The sequence below is a fragment of the Sinomicrobium endophyticum genome (assembly GCF_052983315.1).
In genome coordinates this window covers 1-24159 of the sequence record NZ_JBRKIS010000026.1, presented here as the reverse complement: position 1 = coordinate 24159, position 24159 = coordinate 1, and the positions used below count along the sequence as shown (strand labels likewise).

Here is a 24159-nt window from a genome sequence, read left to right as displayed (position 1 = left end):
TATAACCGATTATCAGGAATGAACAGAAGAACATTTTTTAGAAACGGGACGCTCTCGGCACTGGGAGCATCGCTACTAAACCCGTTCCATACTGTCGCTGCCGAAGCGGATATATTTCAGCGTAATAAAAAAGCGAAAAACATCATTATGCTGGTTAGTGACGGAATGAGTAGCGGAACCCTGAACATGGCAGACTTACTTCTGCAAAGAAAAACAGGAAAAGGCAGTAATTGGCTGCAATTATACAAAGAAAATAAAGTGTCGCGTGCCTTGATGGATACGGCTTCTGCCAGTTCCATCGTAACCGATTCGGCGGCAGCCAGTTCCTCCTGGGGAGGGGGTGTTCGTGTACCTAACGGATCGTTGAATATGAGCAAGAACGGAGAAGCTCATTTGCCTTTGTGGCAAAAATTTAAAAAAGCCGGCAAGAAAGCCGGAACGGTTACCACAGTTCCGGCTACTCACGCTACACCCGCGGGGTTTTGTGTCACTTCAAAATCCAGAAATGCCCAGGAAAAAATTGCAGGGCGTTATCTGGAACAGAAATTTGATGTGATCATGGGCGGTGGCGACACCTATTTTTCGTCTGAAAAACGCAAAGACAAAACCGATATGTATAAAGCATACCAGGTTGCCGGTTACCGTGTAGTAAAAAACCGGCGACAATTGGATAATACGGGGACGGACAAACCCATCCTGGGCATTTTTGGTGACGAGTCCTTACCCTATACCATAGACCGTAACCATGATTCCGGCCTGGAAGCCGATTTTCCTACACTTGCCGAAATGACACATAAAGCTATCGATCTCATGAAGGACCATCCGGAAGGGTTTGCACTTTTGGTAGAAGGGGGGAAGGTAGATTGGGCAGCGCATGGCAATGACATTGCAGCTTTAATTTATGACCAGATTGCCTTTGATGAAGCGGTAAAAACAGCTATGGAATTCGCCGAAACCGACAAAGAAACCCTGGTAATCATTACTACCGACCACGGGAATGCCAATCCGGGTGTGGTTTACGGGAAGGATGCCAATGAGAATTTTGATTCCATTCAACATTACAAACATTCCAATGAGTGGATTTTGAATAACTTTAGCAAAAACACAAAACCTTCCCAGGTCAGGGAAAGAATTGCTTATGCCAACAACATTTCCATGACGGAGGAAGAAGCCAAATTGATCCTGCGATATTATGATAATTTAAATCCGGAAGAAGGCCTCTATAATCCGAAACACTTGCCTTTTGCAGCTTTAGCGGAAATTCAACGAAAACACAATTCGGTAAGCTGGATCAGTATGAATCATTCTGCCGATTATGTGGAGCTGGCAATGTATGGCCCGGGAAGCGAGTTGCTCAAGCCGTTTGTCAAAAATACGGACCTGCATTACCTGATGCTGCAAGCGGCGGAAGTAGAAAATAATTTCTGATTTTTAGAAAGAACATATGACCAGACCGGCCTGAACATATCGGAATGTCAGGCCGGAAAACGATGTGCCGGTGATATAGTATAACGGGAGGGAAGACCGTCCGTTAAACTACTGTGCTTTAAAATAAATTTAGACTTGTCTAAATTTATTTTTAGTTTCAACCATATTTTTATTAGATTTGTCCTGTGAAAATTATAAAACCTAAAAACCGGAAGTGATGGAAACAACGTACCGATTGCCTGAATTACCTTATGGCACAAAAGATCTTGCCCCGATGATCACAGAAGAAACTTTTGATTATCACTATGGGAAGCACCACGCTGCTTATGTCAACAATTTAAACGGGCTTATGAAAGATACCCGGCTATCCGGTATTCCCCTGGAAGACGTTATCCGGATCAGCTATAAAAACGGTGATGTGCCGCTCTTTAACAATGCGGCCCAGCACTGGAACCACAGTTTCTTTTGGCATTGCCTGTCCCCGAATGGCGGTAAGGCGCCGACCGGAAAGATCAGAACCTGTATTGAAAGGGATTTCGAAAGTTTTGAAGCATTTAAGGATGAATTTTCGACAACAGCGATCAGGTTATTCGGTTCCGGCTGGGCATGGCTGGCGCAAAACGAGGAAGGTAAACTGGAAATTATCCCCATGAAAGACGCTCATACACCGCTAACCGAAGACAAAAACCCCATCCTTACCCTGGATGTCTGGGAACATGCCTATTATATAGACTACCGCAATGCCCGTCCGAAATTCGTGGAAAGTTTCTGGGAAATCGTGAACTGGGATTTTGCCAACAAAAACCTCAAATGACGATGATATGAGTGAGCCCTGCCTGAATCACATAGAAAACTACTGGAAAACCAAAACAAATACATCCAACAAATTGTTCCGTAAAGGGCAATTCGAAGAAGCACTGGTGGGATATAAAGACGCTCTTTACAGGGCCGAAGTACTGAATCATAATCTGTCTGCCTGTATTCGTCATCATGTACCTTTTATACAGGTATATATAATTTCGTGCAATAATATTGCGTATACCCATGTGGAACTGAAGCAAGAGGAACAGGCCGAAATCATGTTCCGCCGGGTCATTTATTATCTTTTACACCTGCTACACAAGCAACACCCGGATATAAAAACGGAAGAAATTCAAAACGAACTAAAAAGAGCTGCAATAACCTATACCGATTTTGTCACGGAAAATAAAGGGGATAAAAACCTGCTTTCCGTACTGACCGCATTGAAAAAACAGTTACAGAAAAGTCCCGGGTAGAAATTCTTCCGAATAAGATCGTTGCAGGGGAGACCTATTAATATTTTTAACACTGAACATGGCTAAAAATGTATCCTGCTTGAAACCACATGAATAATTTACTCTAAAAAACAAACTATGAACTTTATGATACACAGTTCCGGAAAAGTCATAGCCATCGATTTTGACGGTACCATTGTCGAACATAAATACCCGGAAATAGGAAGGGAGATGCCCTTTGCTTTTGCTACAATCAAGGCATTACAGCAAAAAGGACACCGCCTTGTCCTCTGGACTTACAGGCAAGATAAGAGTCTGAAAGAGGCTGTAGATTATTGTAAAAAACAAGGTGTTGAGTTTTATGCCGTAAACGAAAATTATACCGGGGAAAACCGGCAAAAGGGATACAGCCGAAAGCTTGATGCCGATGTCTTTATTGACGACCGGAATGTGGGCGGATTTTTAGGTTGGGAGAAAATATGGGAAGTATTGCATCCCGAAGAATCCATGACCGTTACTGTCAAAAAACATAAAAGAACAAAAATATCGGAAAGACTGCGGCTTATGTTTTACAAACGCTGAAAAGTTATACTTACCCCAAAATACCCTGGTCGTTTTTTCCTTATCCACTTTTCTCCTGATTTTCTTTTCAGCTTTAAACAGACCTTAAGAGCAGATAAAAGAACCCGGGGATAAAACCTTAAACAGCTTCTGATTCTTGATGTCAGATTTGGTGACAGGGTATTTTATATTTCTTCAGTACTTACCATTGCATTGGAATCCTATTTAAATCTGTAAGATTTGTCTTTTATAATGTAACACTTTCCATTTTAATTAGTGTCACATTTGTAATACTGTCTGACTTAGGGTAGTGTTTTTTATTTTTCTATTGAATGGCAGGCATAAAGCTACATTATGTAAGATTACATAAGTACTAATTCTACGTAAAGCATACAAAATGAAAGAGAGGAATAATGTATACAAGAAAGGGGAACAAGTATGCGCCATAGTACGCCCTACGGTTCCACTTATTATCAGGGTTTATGTACGAGGAGTGTATTACTGTAAGGTACAAAACGATTTGAAAGCAAAAGAACTGGTGTATTTTGAGAGAGAGTTAAAAGAGTATATCGCGTAAGCATTTCAGTAACCTATACAACCGTAGTGTTAAATTCTTAGAATCGTCTGACTTTCCGGTTAGGCGATTACTTTGTTCTAAAAATAATCCCTATGAAACTGGCATTGATCGGCACTTATCCACCTCGTGAATGTGGTATTGCCACTTTTACACAAAATCTGACACAGGCCATAGCTGGCAGTACCGAAGAAAATACGGAGACGCTGATTATTGCCATGAATGACCATCATATACCTTATACGTATCCTAAAGAAGTAAAACACATTATAGAACAGGAACAGCAAACCGATTATCTGGAGGCTGCGAATTTCATTAATCTCAGTGGTGCTGATCTTTGTGTCCTGGAACATGAATTCGGAATTTTCGGAGGGCTCAGTGGTGTGTATATTCTGCCATTATTGTACAGGTTACGAATACCTATTGTGGTAACGTTGCATACCATATTGGAAACACCATCTTATAATGAAAAGGCCATTCTGAAGGAAATTTGTAAAATGGCGAATAAGCTAGTGGTTATGTCTAAAAAGGCTATTCAAATCTTGAAAGCTATTTACAACGTTCCGGAAGATAAAATTATATTTATTGAACACGGGGTTCCCGATATTCATTTTGACTCACAGGCAGCCAAGAGGGCTTATAAGCTGGAAAATCATAAAGTTTTACTTACTTTCGGATTTATAGGGAGAAGCAAAGGGATCGAAACCGTGATCAAAGCATTACCCCGGGTAATTGAACAGCATCCGGAAGCACTATATATTGTCATAGGAAAAACACATCCTAATGTGCTGCGGCACTCCGGGGAAGAATATCGTAACTATTTACAGTTACTGATTAAAAATCATCAGTTAGGTAAACATGTTTTGTTACTGAATGAGTTTATCGACGAACAAGAGCTGTTTAAATATTTATCCGCCAGTGATATTTATATCACGCCGTATCTCAATGAGGCACAAATTACCAGTGGTACATTATCTTATGCGCTGGGGGCGGGTTGTGTCGTAGTTTCCACTCCATTCTGGCATGCGGCAGAATTGTTGGCCGATGACCGGGGCGTATTATTTAATTTCAATGACGATCGGATGCTTTCCAATACCTTAAACCGGCTTTTGGACGAGCCTGAAACTTGTGCAGCTATCCGCGAAAAAGCCTCTTCATATGGGAAAAATCTCGTCTGGCCAAAAATAGGATTGCAATATACTGCACTATGTAAAACCATTTTGGAAGAACCTAAAAGGAGTGTGCCTGTAAAAGAAACAGTACTCGATCCTTTGTTGCTTCCTCCTTTATCTTTAATTCATATCAAGAGGCTTACGGATGACACGGGGATTATTCAGCATGCAAAATTCGGGATTCCCAATTTAAAGGAAGGATATTGTCTGGATGATAATGCCAGGGCATTACTCATGGTTTTAATGACGTATAAACAAAATAAAAATGAACTGGCTCTTGAACTCATGCCTATTTATTTAAGTTATATTCATTATATGCAAAATGACGATGGAACATTCCGGAATTTCCTGGGTTTCAATCGAAGTTTTTTAGACGAGATCGGGTCGGAGGATTCTTTTGGCCGAACAATCTGGGCATTAGGTTATTTATTGGGTAATTCTCCCAATGATGCCTATTATCAAACGGGGAAATTACTGTTTTTCAACGCAGCCCCCAATTTTGAAAATCTCAAATCCATACGAAGTATTGCAAATACTATTATAGGGATTAGTTATTACCTGACTTCCAATCCGTCAGATGATGAGATGACAGAACGATTGAGAAACCTTACCGGAAAGTTAACATCAGAATATTCCAGACACGGCACGGCAGACTGGCGATGGTTTGAGCATTTACTGGCTTATGATAACGGGATATTGCCGCTGGCACTATTGCATGCCTCACAATTGCTCAATGATACCAATGTTACCGAAATTGCTTTACAGTCTATGAACTTTTTAACAACACATACCATAAAAGACGGTTGTTTGTCTATTATAGGGAACAAGGAGTGGTATGCGAAGGATGGAGAACGGTCTTTATTCGCTCAGCAACCTATCGATGCTATGGCTATGGTTCTTATGTACCATCGGGCTTTTCTGTGTACTAACGACAAAGAGTTTCTGAACCTGCTGTTTATTTCTTTTATGTGGTTCCTGGGTGAAAATGACCTGAGAATGAGTTTATACGATTTTGAGACCAAGGGATGTTGCGATGGTTTTGAAAGTTACGGGGTTAATCGAAATCAGGGAGCGGAGAGTTCATTAGCTTATCTGATCTCCCATTTGACCGTTTTACAGGCGCATGAAGAATTTATAATATCACCGGATCATACGGAATTACCCTGTTAGCGCTTTTATCAGATCCGGCATGGATATTACAGCATATGCAGATGCATAATCGGATACTGCATACGGAAGAATCAGACTGTCGTTATGTATAATTGCACCACAGGAATATACCACATTGGGAACATATCCGTCCCGCTCATTTTCAAGAGGGATCAGTAAGGGTTCTTCCAGCCGTCCTAATACCTTTGCAGGATCTTCTAGGTCCAGAAGTGAAGCCCCTATACAATACCGCCGCATGGCCCCTACACCGTGGGTAAGCACCAACCATCCCTGTGGTGTCCATAACGGGGAACCGCAATTCCCTATTTGTCTGAACTCCCAGGGGAATTCGGGTTTTTGGAGCAATATAGGGTTGTTCCATACCGTAATTCTTGAGGCGTACATAATATAATTATTAATACCATCAACCCGGGCGAGCATGGCATATTTTCCCTTGATCTTTTTTGGAAACAATGCCAGGTTTTTGTTCTGTGCGCCATTACCCAACAGAGGCATGATCCTAAAGGTGTAAAAATCATCTGTGGAGAGCAATTTGGGTAATATGGTATGTCCGTTAAATGCCGTATAAGTAGCATATATTTTATTGGTGTTATCTTCATCGGAAAAACTGACAAATCTGGCATCTTCCATACCATTACGTTCCGATGCGGACAACGGGAATATGACACGTTCGGTTATATCTGAGTCCGGTTGGAACTGTACATCGTAATACGAATCCATTAACCAGGTAATCTCCGTAAAAGCAGTTCTTCTTTTCTGACTCAGTGATTCATCTTTAAGCAACAAGTTAACAATGTTTAATAGGGACTGATACTCAAAAACTTCCGGAAGATTTTCCATAAAGATCGATGTAAAACTTTCCGGAATACGCATTTCTTTCATTTTCGTTATAAATCGTTCTTTATCGTAAGTTGTTTTATGAATAATCTCTGCCATGTCCACGTATTTCCCCACCTTATCCAGGTGCAGGTTATTCTCCTTGTCTAAAACGCCTCTTCGAAAAACAATTGACGAAATATGTCCTTCTCCCGTTGCCCGAAAAGACAAAATAACCCTTTTTTCTCCTTCTTCCAACAAGGATTGATCGGGGTCCTCTATAATAGACGGATTGAAAAATGCTGCAGATTCTATAGAATATTCCATAGTACAATAAGCCCCAATTAACATTTTCCGATGGTAAGAAAGCTTTTCATAATCCACCCCGACACTCAGTATAAGCTCTCTCACAAGTTCGCAATGCTTATTAAAGAGCTCAAAAATATTGCGGTGCCGGGGCGCGAATTCTCTTAAAGTCTGCTCTAGAAGACGATGTATTTCAGAGTCGGTCAGAGACATTATTCTTTTAATCATATTCCTCGTTCCATCGTCTCCATTGGAAAAGAAACGCCCGACAACACGCCTGGCATCCGGGATGAATTTCAGGTCTTTACGAAGTACGGGAATACGCATATATAGTGAATAAATAGTTACTACTACCTAATTTACAAAAGAATAATTTCGTATTTTAGACCAACAAAAGTGTGCATTAATAAAGTAATGCCAAGATACACTCTTACCTTTCCATTACGTTGCACTTAAAAAGAAAATTATTACACATTTATATATTGACAGAGGCCTGCGTTAGAAACAATTGAGGAGATACACTTTGCTTTACAGATGGCAACGTATTGTTTTCAATATTCCATCAGGGATTTAATTCGCCTGTTATTAGCGAATTAAAAGAAAATGAAATATGATTCTATATATAAAATACATGGTATGCCTTCGGTGTAAGATGGTAGTTAAATCCGAACTCGACAAATTAAACCTGAAGTATGGTTCTATAGATCTGGGAATGGTGGAGCTGTTGGAAGATCTTACCGTCATGCAGGAGACGGAACTGAAACAGAATCTTCGTAAATCCGGTTTGGAATTAATGGATGACGAAAAAAGCATCCTAATCGAAAGAATTAAGGCTGTCATTATAGAAATGATTCATTATACCAATGAATTACCCCGGGTTAATTATTCGGATTATATCAGTCGGAAATTGGGGGGTGATTATGCGCACTTAGCCAATATTTTTTCAGAAGTTAAAGGAATAACGATACAGCATTTCATTATTATTCATAAAATTGAAAAGATAAAGGAACTACTCCTTTACGACGAACTGAGCCTTACGGAAATTTCTTCTCTTATGCATTATAGCAGTGTGGCCCACCTTTCCACCCAGTTTAAAAAAATAACAGGCCTTTCTCCTTCGTTTTATAAAAAAATTAAGGATAAACGGAGAATTCCCCTCGAAGATTTGTGAAACCAGCTATAACCGTTTGTACGCTGTCAGCAAAAGCCTGGAACAAACAGAGAGACAACTATCGGGGACAAGCCCGCGAGACATTCACACAAGAGGATCTTAACTCATTTCAGTGCAAAACTTACGGGAATAAACGGTATTGAATAGGATTCAAGTCGAACGGATCAGGTAGTAACGGATATTACCTCTGTTTTTCCCAGTTGTCGTAACATACGCATATGATCGGCTATGGCGGCGGCAAAGGTCTTTTTTGTGTGGTATGGCAGGCCGTATTCATGTGCTGTTTGCCTGACGATATGTGATATTTTCCGGTAGTGGATATGGCATATATTGGGTAATAAATGATGTTCTACCTGGTAGTTTAGTCCCCCTATAAGCCAGGAAAAAAAACGGCTCCGGGGAGAAAAATCACTCGTTGTAGCCAACTGATGCAAAAACCAGTCATTTTCTACAATTCCTTTGCTGTTTGCGATCGGAAATTTGGTAACAGGCATAATATGAGCTACCTGGAATACACTGCTTATGCAAAGACCGGTAACCATGTGCATACTCACAAAAGCCAGTATAATTATCCAGGGGGATAAAGGCACGATAAAGAGTGGCAGCACAAGTGCATAACTGTAATACAACAGTTTCCATCCGATAAGCTTTAACAGTTCTCTTTTGTATTCGTTTTTTTTATCCAGAAAACCCATTTTTTTGTACCGGTGGATCCTTATGAAATCCTTTACCGTTATCCACATCAGGGTAGAAATACTATAGAAGAACCAAACGTAAATATGCTGGAATTTCTGTACCCGGTGCTTCCGCGCATGTGGGGAGAACCGTAGAAAAAACGGAACATTAATATCGTCATCGGCTTGCAGTACATTAGTGTAGGTATGGTGTAGCACATTGTGCTGTATTTTCCATACGGTGGCATTGGCACCGATAAGGTTCATCGTATAGCCGAGGTATTTGTTTACTTTACGGTTTCTGGAATACGAACCGTGAATGGCATCGTGCATAATGCCCATGCCTATGCCAGCCATTCCCAGACCACTGATGATGTATAGTGTAAATAGCAATGGTGCGCTGTGGACAATCCCGGTGTTGATAAGTACCAGGGGAGCTACAAAAGCAAAAAGCATGCAAACGGTTTTCCCGACCATACTTTTATTGGCATGTTTACTGATGTTTCTGGTCTTAAAATAGGCATTCACCCTCCTCCTCAATGTTTTGGAGAAATCGGAAGGCTGGTTTGTCGAAAATCTCGGGGTATTCATAATGTAATATTTTTGAGTGAGACCGCCTTGGAACTTTATTGATAGTGAAAATAAAATTGAAGCATTTGGCCTCTTCTGTAAAGAAAAGTGGAAAGTTCAGGAAAAAGTAGAAAAATAAAATCTTTGCTTCACCCTGGATTCTCACCTAAAAATAAGAATCCTCACCAGCCCTCTATCTAGATTTTTTAATATAAATACAAGGTACGCCTTATTTCTTGAAATCCCTAATATTTTTCATTGCTAAATTGTTGTATTTAAATTAATTAGAGGGGGAATAATAAAGGAAGCCTGAACAACACTATTACCCGGACAGAAGTAAAAAAAGCCTCTGAAGTCTCGAAGGCCTTGTGTTTACTATTGTGGGTGCCGGATACAAGTCTCGAACCAATTTTCGGATTTATGTGAGTTTTCTGAGTGAAAATAATTTTAACTTATAACGGAAAATCAATAAATCATAACGACTTGTAGGTTTTTGTTCTTTTTTTCATCTTCTTGCTTTATTTTTACTCACTAAGTGTCCCGATAGTATCGGGATGCCCAGGGGTAGTTGACTTGTACTAAATTTCAGGAGTCATGGTCTATAAAAAAATTGTTCCAAGTGATGTATTAAAACCTTATATAAGGAGGTTTTGGTTTTTTGATTCGGAAGAATTCATCACCAGAGAGGAAGTTTTATTGCCTTCAGGTTACCTGCAAATTGCTTTTAATTTAGGAGGTGCCGAATGGCAATCTAAACATGGTGATAACTTCGAGACCGACACAAATCTGGAATTGCGAGGCCAACAAATGGGGCCTTCAAGGACCAAAATGATCGGACGTGATATTATCCTGGGAATCAATTTTCATCCCCATACTGCTTGTTGTTTTATAAATGACAGAGCCGCTCTTTTCAGTAATAATATATTCGATTTGTGTGATGTTTTCGGAAAAGACACCGCCTTATTACATGAAATGTTGCTTTCAGAAAATGATTTAACTGCCCGAATCCACATACTTGAAGCATTTCTAATAAAAAGGCTGAGTAAGTACAAGATAAAAGAAAGAAATATAGAGTTTCTTAATTATATGATAACCTCATTAGCGCAAGACGTTATTACCCCGACCGCGGTAAAAAAAATGGTAACGGAAACAGGCTACAGTGAACGTCATATACAGCGGCTGTTTAAAGAATACATTGGTGTAACACCTAAAGAGCTTCAAAAAATATATCGTTTTCATGAGAGTCTTCGTGAATTAAACAAATCTCCGGAGGCCCTTACCCTGGTTGCATATAATTGTGGTTACTCAGATCAGTCACATTTTATTAAAGATTTCAAATCTTTTACAGGAATAACACCATCTTCTTACCAAAAAGGATTATTTCCGTCAAGCAGTGGTTTTCTGTAAAATAGAAATGTCGTTTTTTTACAATCATAACACTTAACTGAGGTATACTTTTATCCAATAAAATTTAAATCAGTTAATTATGACAAGCAAAAACTTTTTATTTGGAATCATGGTCTTAGTGTTTTTTATCTTCTGCCAGAAAAACTTCGGTCAGACATCTGAACTGGAAGAAGCAAAAAAGGCAATAGCAGAAAGTAATGCTATTTATTTTAAATCGTATGAAAGAAACGAACCCAAACTTTTCACAGATCGCTATGCCAAGGATGCATGTTTAATGGAACCGGGTAAACCGATTATGTGTGGTGAAGATATCGTGGCTGAATTTTTCAGAAAGTCATATGCCGGTGGCACCCGTAGTGGTGAATTTATCACCCAGGAGGTTTTTGGTGCTGGTGACGGATATGTTGTCGAGGTTGGTTTGCTTAAAATTTATGATGGAAAAGGAAAACAGAAGGATAATGGAAAATATTTGGTCCTCTGGAAAAAAACACCTGAAGGCTGGAAAATGTTCCGGGATGCTTTTAGCAGCAATCAATAGCTGTGAATATTATTAAACATAAATTACGTTGTGACTTTAGGTCATATCTGTGCGTTTGCAGTGTCGATTATGCTTTAGCTACTACATCCGGACAAAAGTAATTTTACTACTCACTAAATTATTACACGTAATAATGAAACCGACATGATTAAAATAATCTTTAAAGCACAAACATGCATGATTGTTTTAACCGTCGAATCTTCCCGGCAGTCAGATGGAGGTTCCATCCCGCTATTTCGGGACAGGTAGTGACCATTGAAAAAACAATAAAAAAACACATGAAACATATTTTAATATTAATTGGTCTGGGAATACTAGTAAGCTGTACTAATAAAACCCGGCATACGAATGATCTTGACGTGAAATCATTACTCTTGCAGCAATTGAAAAATACACATGACAACCAGGAATGGTTTGTGCCTTCCATAAAAGCAATCGAAAATCTTTCAGCGGAACAATTAAATTGGAAAGACAGTACCGCAAATCATTCCATAGGCGAATTAATTTCTCATTTGACATTTTGGAATGAAAAGAACCTAAAGAAAATAAGGGGTGAAGATTTATCTGATTTCCAAATCGAAAGCAACGAAGTCACATTTAAAAAAGATAAAGATTTAGAATGGAAAACCGTAGTCCGAAAGTTAGATGATCAGCAATCGGAATTGGAAACATTAGTTGAAAACGCAACACCGGAACAAATTAATGAATGGGGCTCAATGATAGCCAATTTAGCTGCACATAATGCATATCATACGGGTCAGATCATTTACATAAGGAAGCAGAACGGATGGTGGAAATGATTGATCTCTCAAAGGGATTTTGCATCGGGATGGATACTTCCAAACAAAGTGAAAGCAATCTATTTAAAACAAGCTGTGATGCTTAAATAAAACAGGAGATTGCTGAAAACCGGACATTGACTTTGAATTGTGGTTATTATTGTGGGACCCTACCGGGTTTGAACCAATGACCCCCGCTCTGCGAGTTTGCAACTTCGCAGCCTAAGCCTTCAATGAAAAGAAAAAACGAAAAACACACACTCTGAAGTGTATCTTAATCTTTCACAAGTCTTACTTTATGTATTGCTGCAAAGACCTGGTCAATGAAGAAGGCTTTAAACAAGTTACAAAAATGTGGTTCAACATCATTTTGGAAGCCCCTCAGAGAGGAGCACGACGTATTGGCCTGTCATTGATGTGCAGTGAGCTGCGAAGTCGGAGACGTTCGCAGAGCACGGAACACTTCGTAGAGCGGGTTTCACTATTTTAGTTTTAATCAACAATGTCCGTAAAGACATCACGTAGATAGTTTTTATTCAAATTTTATAATCCTGATTTCTACTTAATATAGGATCTGATATGGTTTTCATACTAAAACCTGTCGTTGTAAAATCTATTGTTCCCTTATCAGTTTCTACTAAATATCTCCATTGATTAAGTTTTCCATTGGGAGTTTTACCTATATTTTTTCTGGTAATTATATTAATGTCTATACCTACAGATTTATCAAAAATTATATCCAATTTCAGATCAATCACATTATAGCAAACTAATTCACAGGGAGCTACTAAAAATTTATAACCCTTTTCATCTTCAATCCATTCAAAAATATAGTCAAGATATAAAGTAAAATCACAATTGTCATCAGGGAACTTTAACTGGTAAAGACGACTATCGTGCCAGTTCATTTCTTCAAAGTCCTTATCAGTCCAAGTTTCCTTAATTTTCATTGTTGCTTTGTTGACGCTTTTCTAAAACCTTTCTAACAGTTCTGATGTCCTGTTGTGTCATAGGTCTAACGTCTTTTCTATTTTTATTTATAAATACTTCTCCTGTTTGTGGATTTACATTTTTAGTAAACTTTTATACATGAGGAGTTTTATAAAAATTCCCAAAAAAGTTAGACACTATTTGGGGGTGCTTCAATAGGGTTGCTTTCATTCATGTTTCGACTACTTAGGCATTTCATCTTGTAAATTGATTACTTTGCCATTGGATTCTGCTTCCAAAAATGCTTTCGAGCATAGAAAATTTAAGTTGCCTTTTTCACAAAATTCAATGTAAAAGCATTTTTTATTATTGTACTCATCATACAATTTGCCATTAATCTCATACCTACCTCTATGAAAGTTGTCCAATACCAATTCATTCATATCTGTAGGTATTAAAAACTCAATAAAATCTACATCCTTAAAAACAAACCTTAACAGAGTTCCTTTGTTAGAGCTAACAAATTTTAAGACCAATTCACTTGATAAACCCTTAAGCTCTACCGCTATCAAAACAAAATCATTATGAATATCGTAGTAAGAGGATTTTCCAAAGTCTATCTCTAGCAAACTATCAAGTAATTTTGAATTTGTCAAATCAATCTTCATAATCATTAATTTTCATCCATCTTTTTCCTTTTCTCCAAGGTTTTTCTAACAATTCTCACATCTTGTTGGGTCATCGGTTCAGCCCTCTTGCTTGTCCTACTTATATTTTTCACCTGTCCATCGACAACATTATTTTGGTAAGATTGTTTATGGGGCGTTTCTACACCTCCGTGTGCCCTACCATCAAGATCAAAACGAGTTTGACCGCTTGGTGTCTTTATTGTGACTGAATTTTTACCTCCATTCAAATCCTTTTTTATTGCTGTGGCTTGCTCTTTGATTGCCGGTTTATTACTTTTTGGTCCAAGTCTGCCTCTTACAATTGTTACAATACCAGTGGCTACAATATTCTCAACATCCTGAATAGTTCCTTCTCCATTTTCTATTCTTCTGACCATATCACCTGTGGCCGCCATCCCCCCATCATTTATCTGTCCCAGATCTTTACCTGCCATGCCTTCATTCCAGGTCGATGCAGCACCGTTGTACATTGCTTTTAAAACGTTGTCTCCAAAATCGCCCTCGGTACGCTCTGCCATAGGGAGCTTTAAGTTGTGCAGCCCAAAGGTCAGAACCGGCTTTCCACCTCCTTCAAAATTGAACATATTAACCGGGTTGAAAGGAAGAAGTTCAGCCCCTTCCAATTCTACTCCCAGTCCTAACTTGTTCTCCTGGAAGGCATAGGTAGAGTTATAATAATAATCTTCGGCCAATGGGTCTATCTGCCAAAAGCGAAGCGTTGCAGGATCACTTATCCTATATCTCCACTCGTGGGTATTTAAGCCTAAATCTTCGGTGAACTCCTGCCCCTGGTAGGTCTTCAGGTTATTCTTTACCCCGGACATCGCACCATTATAGCCGCGATGTTCTAACCCGCCAGGGTAATAGTTCTGTTCCCTCCGGATTTCCGAAGCTCCCACGATACCATCACTATTGTCGTCTGCATAGGTTATCCGCGTATTACCCCATATATCCGTTAAGCGATATACATACTGGTATCCACCTCCGGCTTTCGGTTCAAAATAGCCTTCCGGGTGGCTTACCTGCTTGAGTTGGTTGTTCTCATAGATGTACTTACCTGCATACTCCGTACCTGTCACAGAACTTCCCTGGGTAACCTCTTTCTTTAATTTGGTCCCCAAAGCATCGTAAATATAAGCAATTTTATTGCTTCCGAAACTGACCTGGGTAGGAAGGTTTAAGTGATTGTAAGTAATACCTGTAATCCCCTTGTTCTTGTCTCTTGTCATATTGCCGTTGGCATCCCGGGCATAATCATTGTCCGTATTACTGCCGTCCTTAAAACCATAGGTTTTATTGCCCGTTTCAGTCACCTTTACCAAAAAATTACCTCCGTTGTGGTAGGCATAACTCAGTTTATCCATGACCCCAAAAGAAGTGGCATTGGCATTAATTGCACCGTTACGGGTCAGCTTGGTAATATTCCCGTTCTTGTCATAGGCAATATCCTCTACCGTGTAACGATCGGTCTGCCCGCTGCCGTTAAACTTCCCGGAGGTGATCCGGTTCAGGGCATCATAGGTATAGGCATAACGTCGCATGGTATTGTCATTAGTTGTTTTCCAATACGTTTCCGCTATGTTACCATTATATAAAGGATCAACCACCCCGCTTCGGCTGGTGTTATAATTGACCTGGAAATTAAACAGCTTACCTGCGGGGGTATCCACATCATTGATATCCGTCAACCATCCACGTACATTGTATGTATAAGTAATGTTTTGTAAAGGGGTTTCCGCACTGTTCCCTACCTTCTTCTCCTTTAACTGCCCGAGGTCATCATATACATTTTCTGCAATAAGCTCTCCTGCCGGGCTGATCGAAGCACTAAAACTGGCACTACTGGTCGCCTTGAAGTGAAAACCAGGCTTTAAGGTAATGGAATTGCCAGCCACTTCGTTCTTAGTAGTTGTAACTGCACTGTTAAAGGTCAGGTTATCCCCCGTAGTATTTCCGCCACAGTTCCCGTTAATACATTGTAATTGTCTTATCAACCGGCCGGCATGGTCATATTCAAATTGGTCTACCGTAACTATAGCTGCATTGCTCCCTTTGGTATGGGTGGTTTTGCTTTCCAATACCTTCCCGGCAAAATCCAGTTTGTTTTCTACAATATCGGTAGTATTCAGGTAAGGGTTTTTGGTAGCCGCGTAGATCAGCCTTCCTTTTTTATCATAGGCGCTGATCGTGGTGATCCAATGGTTAGTACCCAATACTCTTGTCTTACTCCCCGTAGCCAGGGTTTTGGTCCGCGTATCTACCGTTTGTCCCAATACCGTAGTGGGTTTGGTTAGCCCGGCAAGGTCAAAAGTGTAGTTGTCATAATAATTAATGGTATGGATCTCTGCCATGCCTTGCGGAATAGCCGCATTGTTGTAATATACAGGAGTACCGGCATAAGTGCTCGAAGTTTCGGTTTTGGTTACATATTGCTCATAGGTATTTGTATTATTGGCCGTGGTTTGCAGGGTAGCCCTGGTGCTTTCGCTATTATGAAAACCCGTATAAGCTACCCTCCCAAAGGCATCATACTTGGTAAAAAGCCATTTGTTCTGGGCATTCAGCTTGGCATCCTGTGTCATTACCGGCTGGTCCAGGGTGTTGTACACGATGTATTCCCAACCCTTGCCCGGCACTTTCTTCTCTACCAAACGGTTCCGTTCGTCATATTTATACTGGTAGCACAACTCGTTGAGTATTGTGGCGGTAATCGTTGCTCCCGTATTAACCTTTGGCGGGAGCACATAGGTTAAATTCCCGTAATCGTCATAGACGTAATAGGTATCGTGAGCTCCGCTGTTGTAGGTCCGTTTTAACACTGCACGGCCCTGTTTGTCCTTGTATTCTTTGGTCGTTCGGTTATCTCCATCTGCCGGTTTCCAGTTTTCGTCTTTGGTTACCGTGACATAAAGTTCCCCGGCCGTATAATGTCCGGAAGCCACCAGGGAGGGGGTATAATCGGAGGTCAGGGACACCTCGTACAAACGTACTTCACTGCCACCGTTGGTCGTGTAATCGTACTTGATGGTATGGTCGGTATCACTGGCGGGGTTCGCCTTCCACGGATTGCCCGGGGCACCCACCTCTTCTATCCGGTTCAGCGGCGAGGGTTCAAAAACTTTTTCACTGTAGGGGTTGGTGGTGTTTTCATATTTGGTGGTATTATAAAAACTGTTGGTCTGCAACAGGGCATTACCGTTGTACTGCCCTTTGTTCTGCCCGGCACGGTAAGGAAGGTACTCTTTGGCCTGACGGCCAAAGGCATCGTATTCGATATGGGTGATCAGGTCGTTCTTATCATTGGAGGCCTTAACTGCAACCTCCTGTTTGGGCCTCCCTAAACCGTCATAGTATATTACGCTTTCTATGACATCTTCCCCTAACGTAATTTCGGAAGCCTTCTCCAAAGGCTTTTGATAATTACGTTTGAAAACATAGTTTTCAGTTTGTGTAGGTTCTCCTAATTGATTCTCATCCAAAACAACATTAATTCTTTTTCCTAAAACTTCTTCTTGGTACAATTCATCGTATAATTCAACTTCGATATCATAACTGGAAGAACTATGATCTGATGACCAAGAAACACTAATTTTGTGCCTCTCGTTCTGATAGTGTTTTAGCAATTGTGATGAGGTATTCCCCATGGCAGAAACTGTTGTGGTAGCATTAGGTTCATTCTCAATGACCCCACCAAAAATTCTCCAGAAAGTGGATTTACTATTCATTAAATATCCTTGAGGATTTTTTAGGTAAATTTCATAATCATATACTCCATTGACAGATACCTCCGTTGGTCCGACTAATTCCACATTACCATATATACCTTGTGCCTTACTATAGAAGCAAGAGAAAAACAAGAAAGCTACAAACAATGGCTTTCTGAAAATTCTGCTAAATATTTTCATCTCTATATCGTTTTTATGTAATACAGAACACTAAAAACCATGCTTTCATCATCGCCTAATCTTTTTAAAATAAGTCGGTTATCAGAAATAAATTCTACATAGTATTGTGTAGTATATTCTCCTTTCGATATATTTAAAATCCTATCAGGCATGCATTCCCAAACAGCTTCTACCATAGTGCCATCCTGTAATTCTAAAGTGAAAATAGAATTAGATTTAAAATTCAGCGTTCTGTTTACATAACTATTTTTAAAAAAAGACAATCTTTCCCCACTTAGGTTTGATAGCATATTTTTTTGCTTAGTATTTTGTCGATCACAGGTCAGGTTATAGTCTAATTGCCATCTTCCCATTAAACTATCGGCATCTATATTTTGTGCATAAAAATCTGTAGAAATCAGACTAAAAAGTATTATTGCCAAATAGTAAAAACTAGTAGTTCTCATGCTTTTATATTATTGGTTTTTATAATGATATTGATACTCTTCCAGTAATTTATCGGCTTCATCTTTGATAAATCTTAAACGATTAAACGTATCGTAAGTATAGGTCATTTTTTCACCCCGGGAATCCGTGATTGTACTTATTCCTATCCATGGTTTATAAGTATAGGTCGTCACCCGGGAATCGGGTAAAGCATCCCGAAGATCATCTAAGGCTCCTATTAAATCTGCTTCTGTTCCACTATTGGAAGCATTCCTGGCTGCAGTAATAAGCGTAGAAGAAATAGTATTATATGAGGGCACATTTTCGATTTTGGCTATAGGATATTGACCATTATATCCCCATAGGTATACTATATGCGGACCATTGACCAAAGATAGTTCCAAAGGGTTGCCATAATTATCATATTTGTGGTATTGAATGCGGGGCTCTGGGGAGGCGATTTTTTTGGAAGTGTGGATTTCTTTTAGCAATACCTGGTTATTTCCCCAAGTGTCCCCAAATACATTGCGTACGGAGGATAACTTAACTCCATCCTGGTAGGTTTCGAATTGAATAGGCTCGGCAATACGGTGTTGGGTGATTAGCTTATTCTCTGCGGATGTCCGGTTTGAAATATCCTGAGGATATAAGGTTTTAGTGATTAGAACATTTCCTTTGCTGTTTTTAAGTATTGTCCTTGTCAACTGCAAATGCTCAGGATTGTCATAAAAATAACTATTAACGATTTCTATGGGATTTTCCCCGTTCTTATCAAATAATCGATCTGTAGATGAGCTCAGATAATACCAGTTAGTTTGTAATTTGTTTAAAGCTATATCCAAGTTAGAAATTCTTGCCGCCCTGTACCCATCCTCTTGCGAATCACCACACACATCACCATTTGTTGGATTATATAAATAATTATACTTCTTACGAATGGTGAGCCCATATATTGTCTGGTTGTAGTGGGTATCCCTGGTATATATGTTTTCCTTTTCTTTGGTAACTATAATATTTTCATTAATATATTTAAAATGAGATATTTTTTTCTTCAATCCGTTAATCCATCCTCTATTATCCCATGTTGAATAAGGAATAATGTCACCATATAAATGAACTGCAGGATAATCCCGACCTACATAAAATTCATGTTCAGTTCCCCCATGTTCAAAAACTCCTTCTCCATAGCTTTCAATTACATGTGTATATGTAGTACTGGGATATTTGGAAGATGGATAAAGATTCCTGACACTAGAAGAATTAAGAGTTAAAGAAACATTATCACAATCATTACAATATAAATAAGCAAACCCCGGATTTTTATGCACTTCGGAAATATTAATTCTATTAGTGTTTTTGGTTATATACCAAGGATCTAATCCTTTAATTCCCGAGGATTTTTCCATATCCTCTTTCTTGCTGTAAAAGTATCTTTTGGTCTCCCGTTTACCTAAAGCAGATGTATTAGTAATCTGTGACACCCGAAGCCCTCCTTCAGTTATTTCAACAGGAGTGGTAGTAGTGATCAGGTCTCCTTTATAATAATAAAAAACAAGACTTGCATCTGTACAAAAATGTCTCGGTGACAGGGTAATTCGGTAATTATTATCCTTAGAAAGGTATGCGTAAAAATCTTTGATCGATGAATCACGCGTAATATTTACTGAATTATCCAAGTATACTTTACCACTATCGGAGTAGTAGTAAAAGGATACGCGTCCTCCTGCTAAGTTCTCTATGGACACCGTAATCATTATTTTGTCCGGATCATCTTCATTAACAGTTGCACACTCGCTATCTCCCAGATATTTTGCCACGTTTCCAAAAAATCGAACTTCCTGGCCATACTTTACTCCTATTTCTACCTCTTTACTAGATCCTAAAGTATAAGAATCTGTATATTCCTTAACAATAACTTGTTCTCCTTCTGTAGGCCCTGTAGTCGTTTTCGTAGTACTAAAAGTATTTCCCTCATAGCTTATCTCCGTACTACCCTTTGTCGGATATATAATTTTGTTGAGTAGCCCGGTCTTAGCATAATAAGGGTTAGGCTTTTTATTAGCTCCAACATTGACTTGATCAAATGATTCATGGAGCGATACATTGTTTTGGGAAGATTTGGGGTTAGGAAAAAAATATGAATTATTCACCCCGTTAAAATACCCCCAGTGATCCTGGCTAAAAGATAATCTTTCCGGAAACTCCTCCGGGTTAATATATTCAAGTGAGTACTTTTTTGAAATGTCCTTAAAGGAAATCTCTTGTAAGAACAATCTATTATGGGCAGTTATCAAATAATTGAAATCGGCTCTATCTCTAACGGTTCCATCATTTCTCATATACCTAATATGAGACACTATTGGGAAACTCATTGTCGGCTCCAATGTAAAAGTCTCATAATCAAAAAACACCTCTCCTCGTTGGGGTTTATTACTCGAAATAGACATTAGTTGCTTACCCCTTACTACTCCTAGTGTTCGAGTAACTTCACTCCAAGAATAATACATCTCTTTCAGATCCACAGGACAAGGATATTTTGAAGCCGTAGGGACACTCAAACTCTGATGCAAACCTATCCAATAGGAATAAGATTTATTTGAATAATTCAAATAAACCTCATCCCCTAAAGGATGTACAACCTTATTCAGATACCAACCTGTTGGATATTCGTAATCAATCGATTGATCATTTTTCTGACCTTTTGTAAAGGAGTATTCTACTTCCGCAAAGTAATATTTGATCCCATCCTTGTCTGTGATAATAAAACTATTTCCTTCTTTCTTAATATCCAATCCATTAGGTTCCAATAAAACTATTTCAGGATCTGTATTATACATAAGTTGATTATGACTGAAAACAAACTGCCCCATATGTCCTAAAAAATTAAATGAAAAAATATCCATTTCAGAATCTGGAACATGGTAACTTAATGAGTCTAATGATCTTCTCTTTAGAAAATTATATGTATTATCGTTACTTACGTCTATTCCATTTTCTATGATTTCTTGTGGAATCGAGCTCAATCTGTCCTCATCCGGCTCTCCTTTAACTACCCTTGTTATCACACCTCCAGCATTTAAAACCCAACCTAGTCCTACATTAGTGGGCATCTGATCAACCTTTATCCCATTAGAATAATAATTTAAAGACAAGGGAATACTCAAGTTAGACGTCTCAAAAGTAAAAATAGGGATGTTCGAGTTTATCGTGCCACTAAAGAGATTTACAGGTATTTGTCCATATTTTCCTAATTCATACGCAGTAGGAGATGGTGGAGTCAAATCTGGTAAGGCTTCATTTTCCTGTGCAGACACAATGAAAAAAAACAAAAGGTGTATGGAGCTGATTATTAATTGTTTTTTCATATTCTATTTTTTCACTTAATCTATTAACATACTGTTTCACAAAGCCCCGTCTTTGAGTAAAACTTGTATTTGGGCTTCTTGTTTTTTATATTCAATTCAATTATTTACAACGTCAACTCCTCCACTTTCTCCAGCAACTTCAGGTTCATTGCCTTCAGACCTATCCCTTCTCCTTCCATCTCTTTAGCTGAAGGAATCCCCGGTAAATGCCCTTTTTCCTTAATATGGGCCTGTACCTCTTCTGAGGAACGCAAATGATAATCTTCCTTAAAGACATAATCTGGGGCTATAGTGCCTGCCAAGTCCACTTTAACCTCCCGGGCATGGATATTGCCTTTTACGGCGAGCTTGGCATCTGGAGTAATTGTACCTATACCTACATTGCCATTCTCTTTTATAACCATCTTGTCCGTAACTCCTGTTTCATTTACACTGCCAAACCTTATGTCACCACTTGCTGTTCCTATACGCATTGTCTGGGAACCATAAAGTCCATTAGGGTCTATAATTAAGGAATTGTTATTATCCCGTATGGTCAGATAACTATTTGAAGGGGGGCATTTTGCTCCTATAGTCCCGGTATTGTATACCAGTAGTTTTACCTCTGGAGAAGTGGTCCCTATTCCTACATTGCCCGAAGCCGGAAATGTATTGGTTTGGGCATAAATGGTTAGGGGTGCCATATATAAAAGAAGTAAAAGTCTTTTCATCAGTCTAAAATTTTATGTTTATATTCTGTATTTGCAATGTCAATAGACAACAATAATTCCATGCCAATCCTTTATCCGGGAAAGGCTTTCTTTTTTTGTTGGGGGGGATAAAAAATAAATCCTGATAATTATATACAGGTTTAGGGGATAGGTAATTTTATTTCATTCGCTATGTTAATTTTGGATTAAAGCGTTCACAAGGTACTTGATTTTACCTTCAACAGAAATGGAGATACGTTATCTTTTCATTAATGGTTTGTTGTCTTTTATAGTCGTTTATTGCGAAAAATGAAATAAAAGGTTAAGACATGTAGTTCCTAATTCTTTATTTATTACTACACTTATAAGTGAATTGAGATTTTGATTGGAGATTTATAATTAAGCCGGGTACTTTTTTCCGGATAAGTAGATTACTCCACATCCGTCCTGGATATGTATTTCTTCCACAACAAATAAACTTTTTCCATCATCTATCTCGACTTTTGAAGCTATCGGAGGAATAAAGGGCACTCCACTTTTATTAGGGCCTGTTAACACTACCAGAAAAGATGGATTTTTGAGTATATTTTTTGTCTATCGAGGCATGTTTGACGAGTTTGGTAGCGCCAAATAAGGAAAAAATAACGAAGAGAGGCAGAAAATAGGCCAAAAAGCCGCTTTGAGTGTGTAGTGTTAACAGGCCCTAGCAATCTCTTTCCCCTCTTCTACGAAATACAAATTGTATTTATGATCGTAAAGTATCTCTTTCAAAATGTCTTTAAAAAATTGTCTTATACGTGCATTACCTTTCTTTTTAATCCGTTTAAATATGGCCATAAGATTGGGTGTTTGAGTTTAATAAACAGAAAACCCCTTCCTTAGACGGAGAGGGGTGTGAAGTGCAAGATATTGTTATTAACTGATATAGGCTTGTGGATTTCCGTACTTTAATGTGTATTTGTAGTTTTCATGAAAAGAGGTGGTTACTTCCCCCTAAAATTGTGAAGTTTTACAAAGAAAGGATGGAACTTGCATCCGTATGTCACCGCTTTCTATCATGTGAAAATAAGAATTACTTTTTAATATAGGGAGTTACAAACACCTTTATATGATGGCTCCCCGTTTCCCCGAGGTTCAAACGGGGACCAGTTGGCCAGGGGCTTTTATTCCCAAAAAATCTTTATTTTTATATCCATGAACTGCCCCTTATGTTAATTGCGTAATTATAAAAACCTATTTATCATGGCAACATTTCTTTCTAAACTGTTCATTGACGGGCAGGAATTAACTGTTTTAGACTGCTCTTTTACCTTTGAAAAAGGAAGCGACAACAACGGTAAACCTTCTACACGCGCCCAAGGAGGGCAAATCACCTTGCTTTTAGCGGCTAATAGAGATGATTCCCTATTTGGCTGGACGCTTTCGGAAACCGCGACAAAAGACGGTACGATAGTGTTCTATAAAGACAATGCTATGGCCAAAATGCAGGAACTTTCTTTTACAAAGGCATATTGCCTGTATTACAAACAGCACTTTAATGCGGAAAGCGAAAACCCAATGGAGTTAGAGCTGGTCATTTCCGCTTATGAAATAACCTACGGGGCATATACCTATACCAGTCGTTGGCCGCAGGCCACGTCTTAAAATATTGAGGTATGAACAGAAATGTACAACGGTTAAAGTTTCATAATTTTCAAAGATACACCCATATGCGACTTCGGGATATGGTAAAG

19 protein-coding genes are annotated in these 24159 nt (G+C 39.0%); 11 read left to right on the top strand and 8 right to left on the bottom strand.

Features of this window, described 5'->3' with window-relative positions; all coding sequences use genetic code 11:
- Positions 1–18 precede the first annotated feature (18 nt).
- From ACVBDU_RS11010 to ACVBDU_RS10985, 6 genes are all read left to right on the top strand, one after another.
- A complete protein-coding gene (locus ACVBDU_RS11010) occupies positions 19–1428 on the top strand; it encodes an alkaline phosphatase (RefSeq protein WP_447179805.1) in 1410 nt (469 codons plus the stop codon).
- A gap of 217 nt (positions 1429–1645) precedes the next feature.
- Entirely contained in the window at positions 1646–2242 is a 597-nt protein-coding gene (locus ACVBDU_RS11005) for a superoxide dismutase (RefSeq protein ID WP_447179804.1), read from the top strand.
- A gap of 7 nt (positions 2243–2249) precedes the next feature.
- Positions 2250–2705, top strand: a complete 456-nt coding sequence (locus ACVBDU_RS11000) for a DUF2753 family protein (protein ID WP_447179803.1) — start codon at positions 2250–2252, stop codon at positions 2703–2705.
- A 117-nt stretch (positions 2706–2822) separates the two neighbouring features.
- Positions 2823–3266 (top strand): BT0820 family HAD-type phosphatase, encoded by a 444-nt coding sequence (locus ACVBDU_RS10995; protein ID WP_447179802.1) that lies wholly within the window; start codon positions 2823–2825, stop codon positions 3264–3266.
- Between the two features lie 376 nt (positions 3267–3642).
- Positions 3643–3822 carry a hypothetical protein gene (locus ACVBDU_RS10990; protein ID WP_447179801.1) on the top strand — a complete coding sequence of 60 codons (180 nt, stop codon included), beginning with the start codon at positions 3643–3645 and terminating at the stop codon, positions 3820–3822.
- Positions 3823–3914: 92 nt separating this feature from the next.
- A complete protein-coding gene (locus ACVBDU_RS10985) occupies positions 3915–6161 on the top strand; it encodes a glycosyltransferase family 4 protein (protein WP_447179800.1) in 2247 nt (748 codons plus the stop codon).
- Here ACVBDU_RS10985 and ACVBDU_RS10980 read toward each other — a convergent pair.
- Positions 6150–7610 (bottom strand): glycoside hydrolase family 130 protein, encoded by a 1461-nt coding sequence (locus ACVBDU_RS10980; protein ID WP_447179799.1) that lies wholly within the window; start codon positions 7608–7610, stop codon positions 6150–6152. The genes ACVBDU_RS10985 and ACVBDU_RS10980 overlap by 12 nt on opposite strands.
- Positions 7611–7893: 283 nt before the next feature.
- Here ACVBDU_RS10980 and ACVBDU_RS10975 point away from each other — a divergent pair, with 283 nt between their 5' ends.
- Positions 7894–8454 (top strand): helix-turn-helix domain-containing protein, encoded by a 561-nt coding sequence (locus ACVBDU_RS10975; RefSeq protein WP_447179798.1) that lies wholly within the window; start codon positions 7894–7896, stop codon positions 8452–8454.
- Between the two features lie 164 nt (positions 8455–8618).
- On the opposite strand, the gene ACVBDU_RS10970 is transcribed toward ACVBDU_RS10975, so the two are convergent.
- Positions 8619–9719, bottom strand: a complete 1101-nt coding sequence (locus ACVBDU_RS10970; RefSeq protein WP_447179797.1) for a fatty acid desaturase family protein — start codon at positions 9717–9719, stop codon at positions 8619–8621.
- Between the two features lie 573 nt (positions 9720–10292).
- Between ACVBDU_RS10970 and ACVBDU_RS10965 the strand changes: the two genes are divergently transcribed.
- The 3 genes from ACVBDU_RS10965 to ACVBDU_RS10955 all read left to right on the top strand — a co-directional run bounded on the left by ACVBDU_RS10965 (position 10293) and on the right by ACVBDU_RS10955 (position 12443).
- A complete protein-coding gene (locus ACVBDU_RS10965; RefSeq protein WP_447179796.1) occupies positions 10293–11105 on the top strand; it encodes a helix-turn-helix domain-containing protein in 813 nt (270 codons plus the stop codon).
- 79 nt (positions 11106–11184) lie between these two features.
- A complete protein-coding gene (locus tag ACVBDU_RS10960; protein WP_447179795.1) occupies positions 11185–11643 on the top strand; it encodes a YybH family protein in 459 nt (152 codons plus the stop codon).
- 278 nt (positions 11644–11921) lie between these two features.
- The gene (locus tag ACVBDU_RS10955; RefSeq protein WP_447179794.1) at positions 11922–12443 is read left to right on the top strand and encodes a DinB family protein; all 522 of its coding nucleotides are present in this window, start codon (positions 11922–11924) and stop codon (positions 12441–12443) included.
- Positions 12444–12958: 515 nt separating this feature from the next.
- Here the strand turns inward: ACVBDU_RS10955 and ACVBDU_RS10950 are convergent.
- The 6 genes from ACVBDU_RS10950 to ACVBDU_RS10925 all read right to left on the bottom strand — a co-directional run bounded on the left by ACVBDU_RS10950 (position 12959) and on the right by ACVBDU_RS10925 (position 22447).
- Entirely contained in the window at positions 12959–13372 is a 414-nt protein-coding gene (locus ACVBDU_RS10950; protein ID WP_447179793.1) for a hypothetical protein, read from the bottom strand.
- A 222-nt stretch (positions 13373–13594) separates the two neighbouring features.
- On the bottom strand, positions 13595–14020 hold the full coding sequence (locus ACVBDU_RS10945) for a hypothetical protein (protein ID WP_447179792.1): 426 nt from the start codon (positions 14018–14020) through the stop codon (positions 13595–13597).
- A gap of 5 nt (positions 14021–14025) precedes the next feature.
- Positions 14026–17766 carry a DUF6443 domain-containing protein gene (locus ACVBDU_RS10940; RefSeq protein WP_447179791.1) on the bottom strand — a complete coding sequence of 1247 codons (3741 nt, stop codon included), beginning with the start codon at positions 17764–17766 and terminating at the stop codon, positions 14026–14028.
- 182 nt (positions 17767–17948) lie between these two features.
- Positions 17949–18392 carry a hypothetical protein gene (locus ACVBDU_RS10935; RefSeq protein ID WP_447179790.1) on the bottom strand — a complete coding sequence of 148 codons (444 nt, stop codon included), beginning with the start codon at positions 18390–18392 and terminating at the stop codon, positions 17949–17951.
- A gap of 9 nt (positions 18393–18401) precedes the next feature.
- Positions 18402–21737, bottom strand: coding sequence for a hypothetical protein (locus ACVBDU_RS10930; protein WP_447179789.1), 3336 nt, complete (start codon positions 21735–21737; stop codon positions 18402–18404).
- Between the two features lie 104 nt (positions 21738–21841).
- Entirely contained in the window at positions 21842–22447 is a 606-nt protein-coding gene (locus ACVBDU_RS10925; protein ID WP_447179788.1) for a hypothetical protein, read from the bottom strand.
- Positions 22448–23668: 1221 nt separating this feature from the next.
- Between ACVBDU_RS10925 and tssD the strand changes: the two genes are divergently transcribed.
- Positions 23669–24070: a type VI secretion system tube protein TssD gene (gene tssD, locus ACVBDU_RS10920; RefSeq protein ID WP_447179787.1), complete on the top strand. Its 402-nt coding sequence runs from the start codon at positions 23669–23671 to the stop codon at positions 24068–24070.
- The last annotated feature ends 89 nt before the right edge of the window (positions 24071–24159 follow it).

Coding starts and splice junctions, on each gene's coding strand:
- ACVBDU_RS10995 (WP_447179802.1), top strand. CDS start 2,823: ATGAACTTTATGATACACAGTTCCGGAAAAGTCATAGCCATCGATTTT.
- ACVBDU_RS10945 (WP_447179792.1), bottom strand. CDS start 14,020: ATGAAGATTGATTTGACAAATTCAAAATTACTTGATAGTTTGCTAGAG.
- ACVBDU_RS10975 (WP_447179798.1), top strand. CDS start 7,894: ATGATTCTATATATAAAATACATGGTATGCCTTCGGTGTAAGATGGTA.
- ACVBDU_RS11005 (WP_447179804.1), top strand. CDS start 1,646: ATGGAAACAACGTACCGATTGCCTGAATTACCTTATGGCACAAAAGAT.
- ACVBDU_RS10940 (WP_447179791.1), bottom strand. CDS start 17,766: ATGAATAGTAAATCCACTTTCTGGAGAATTTTTGGTGGGGTCATTGAG.
- ACVBDU_RS11000 (WP_447179803.1), top strand. CDS start 2,250: ATGAGTGAGCCCTGCCTGAATCACATAGAAAACTACTGGAAAACCAAA.
- tssD (WP_447179787.1), top strand. CDS start 23,669: ATGGCAACATTTCTTTCTAAACTGTTCATTGACGGGCAGGAATTAACT.
- ACVBDU_RS10950 (WP_447179793.1), bottom strand. CDS start 13,372: ATGAAAATTAAGGAAACTTGGACTGATAAGGACTTTGAAGAAATGAAC.
- ACVBDU_RS10955 (WP_447179794.1), top strand. CDS start 11,922: ATGAAACATATTTTAATATTAATTGGTCTGGGAATACTAGTAAGCTGT.
- ACVBDU_RS10965 (WP_447179796.1), top strand. CDS start 10,293: ATGGTCTATAAAAAAATTGTTCCAAGTGATGTATTAAAACCTTATATA.
- ACVBDU_RS10930 (WP_447179789.1), bottom strand. CDS start 21,737: ATGAAAAAACAATTAATAATCAGCTCCATACACCTTTTGTTTTTTTTC.
- ACVBDU_RS10970 (WP_447179797.1), bottom strand. CDS start 9,719: ATGAATACCCCGAGATTTTCGACAAACCAGCCTTCCGATTTCTCCAAA.
- ACVBDU_RS10990 (WP_447179801.1), top strand. CDS start 3,643: ATGAAAGAGAGGAATAATGTATACAAGAAAGGGGAACAAGTATGCGCC.
- ACVBDU_RS10985 (WP_447179800.1), top strand. CDS start 3,915: ATGAAACTGGCATTGATCGGCACTTATCCACCTCGTGAATGTGGTATT.
- ACVBDU_RS11010 (WP_447179805.1), top strand. CDS start 19: ATGAACAGAAGAACATTTTTTAGAAACGGGACGCTCTCGGCACTGGGA.
- ACVBDU_RS10935 (WP_447179790.1), bottom strand. CDS start 18,392: ATGAGAACTACTAGTTTTTACTATTTGGCAATAATACTTTTTAGTCTG.
- ACVBDU_RS10960 (WP_447179795.1), top strand. CDS start 11,185: ATGACAAGCAAAAACTTTTTATTTGGAATCATGGTCTTAGTGTTTTTT.
- ACVBDU_RS10925 (WP_447179788.1), bottom strand. CDS start 22,447: ATGAAAAGACTTTTACTTCTTTTATATATGGCACCCCTAACCATTTAT.
- ACVBDU_RS10980 (WP_447179799.1), bottom strand. CDS start 7,610: ATGCGTATTCCCGTACTTCGTAAAGACCTGAAATTCATCCCGGATGCC.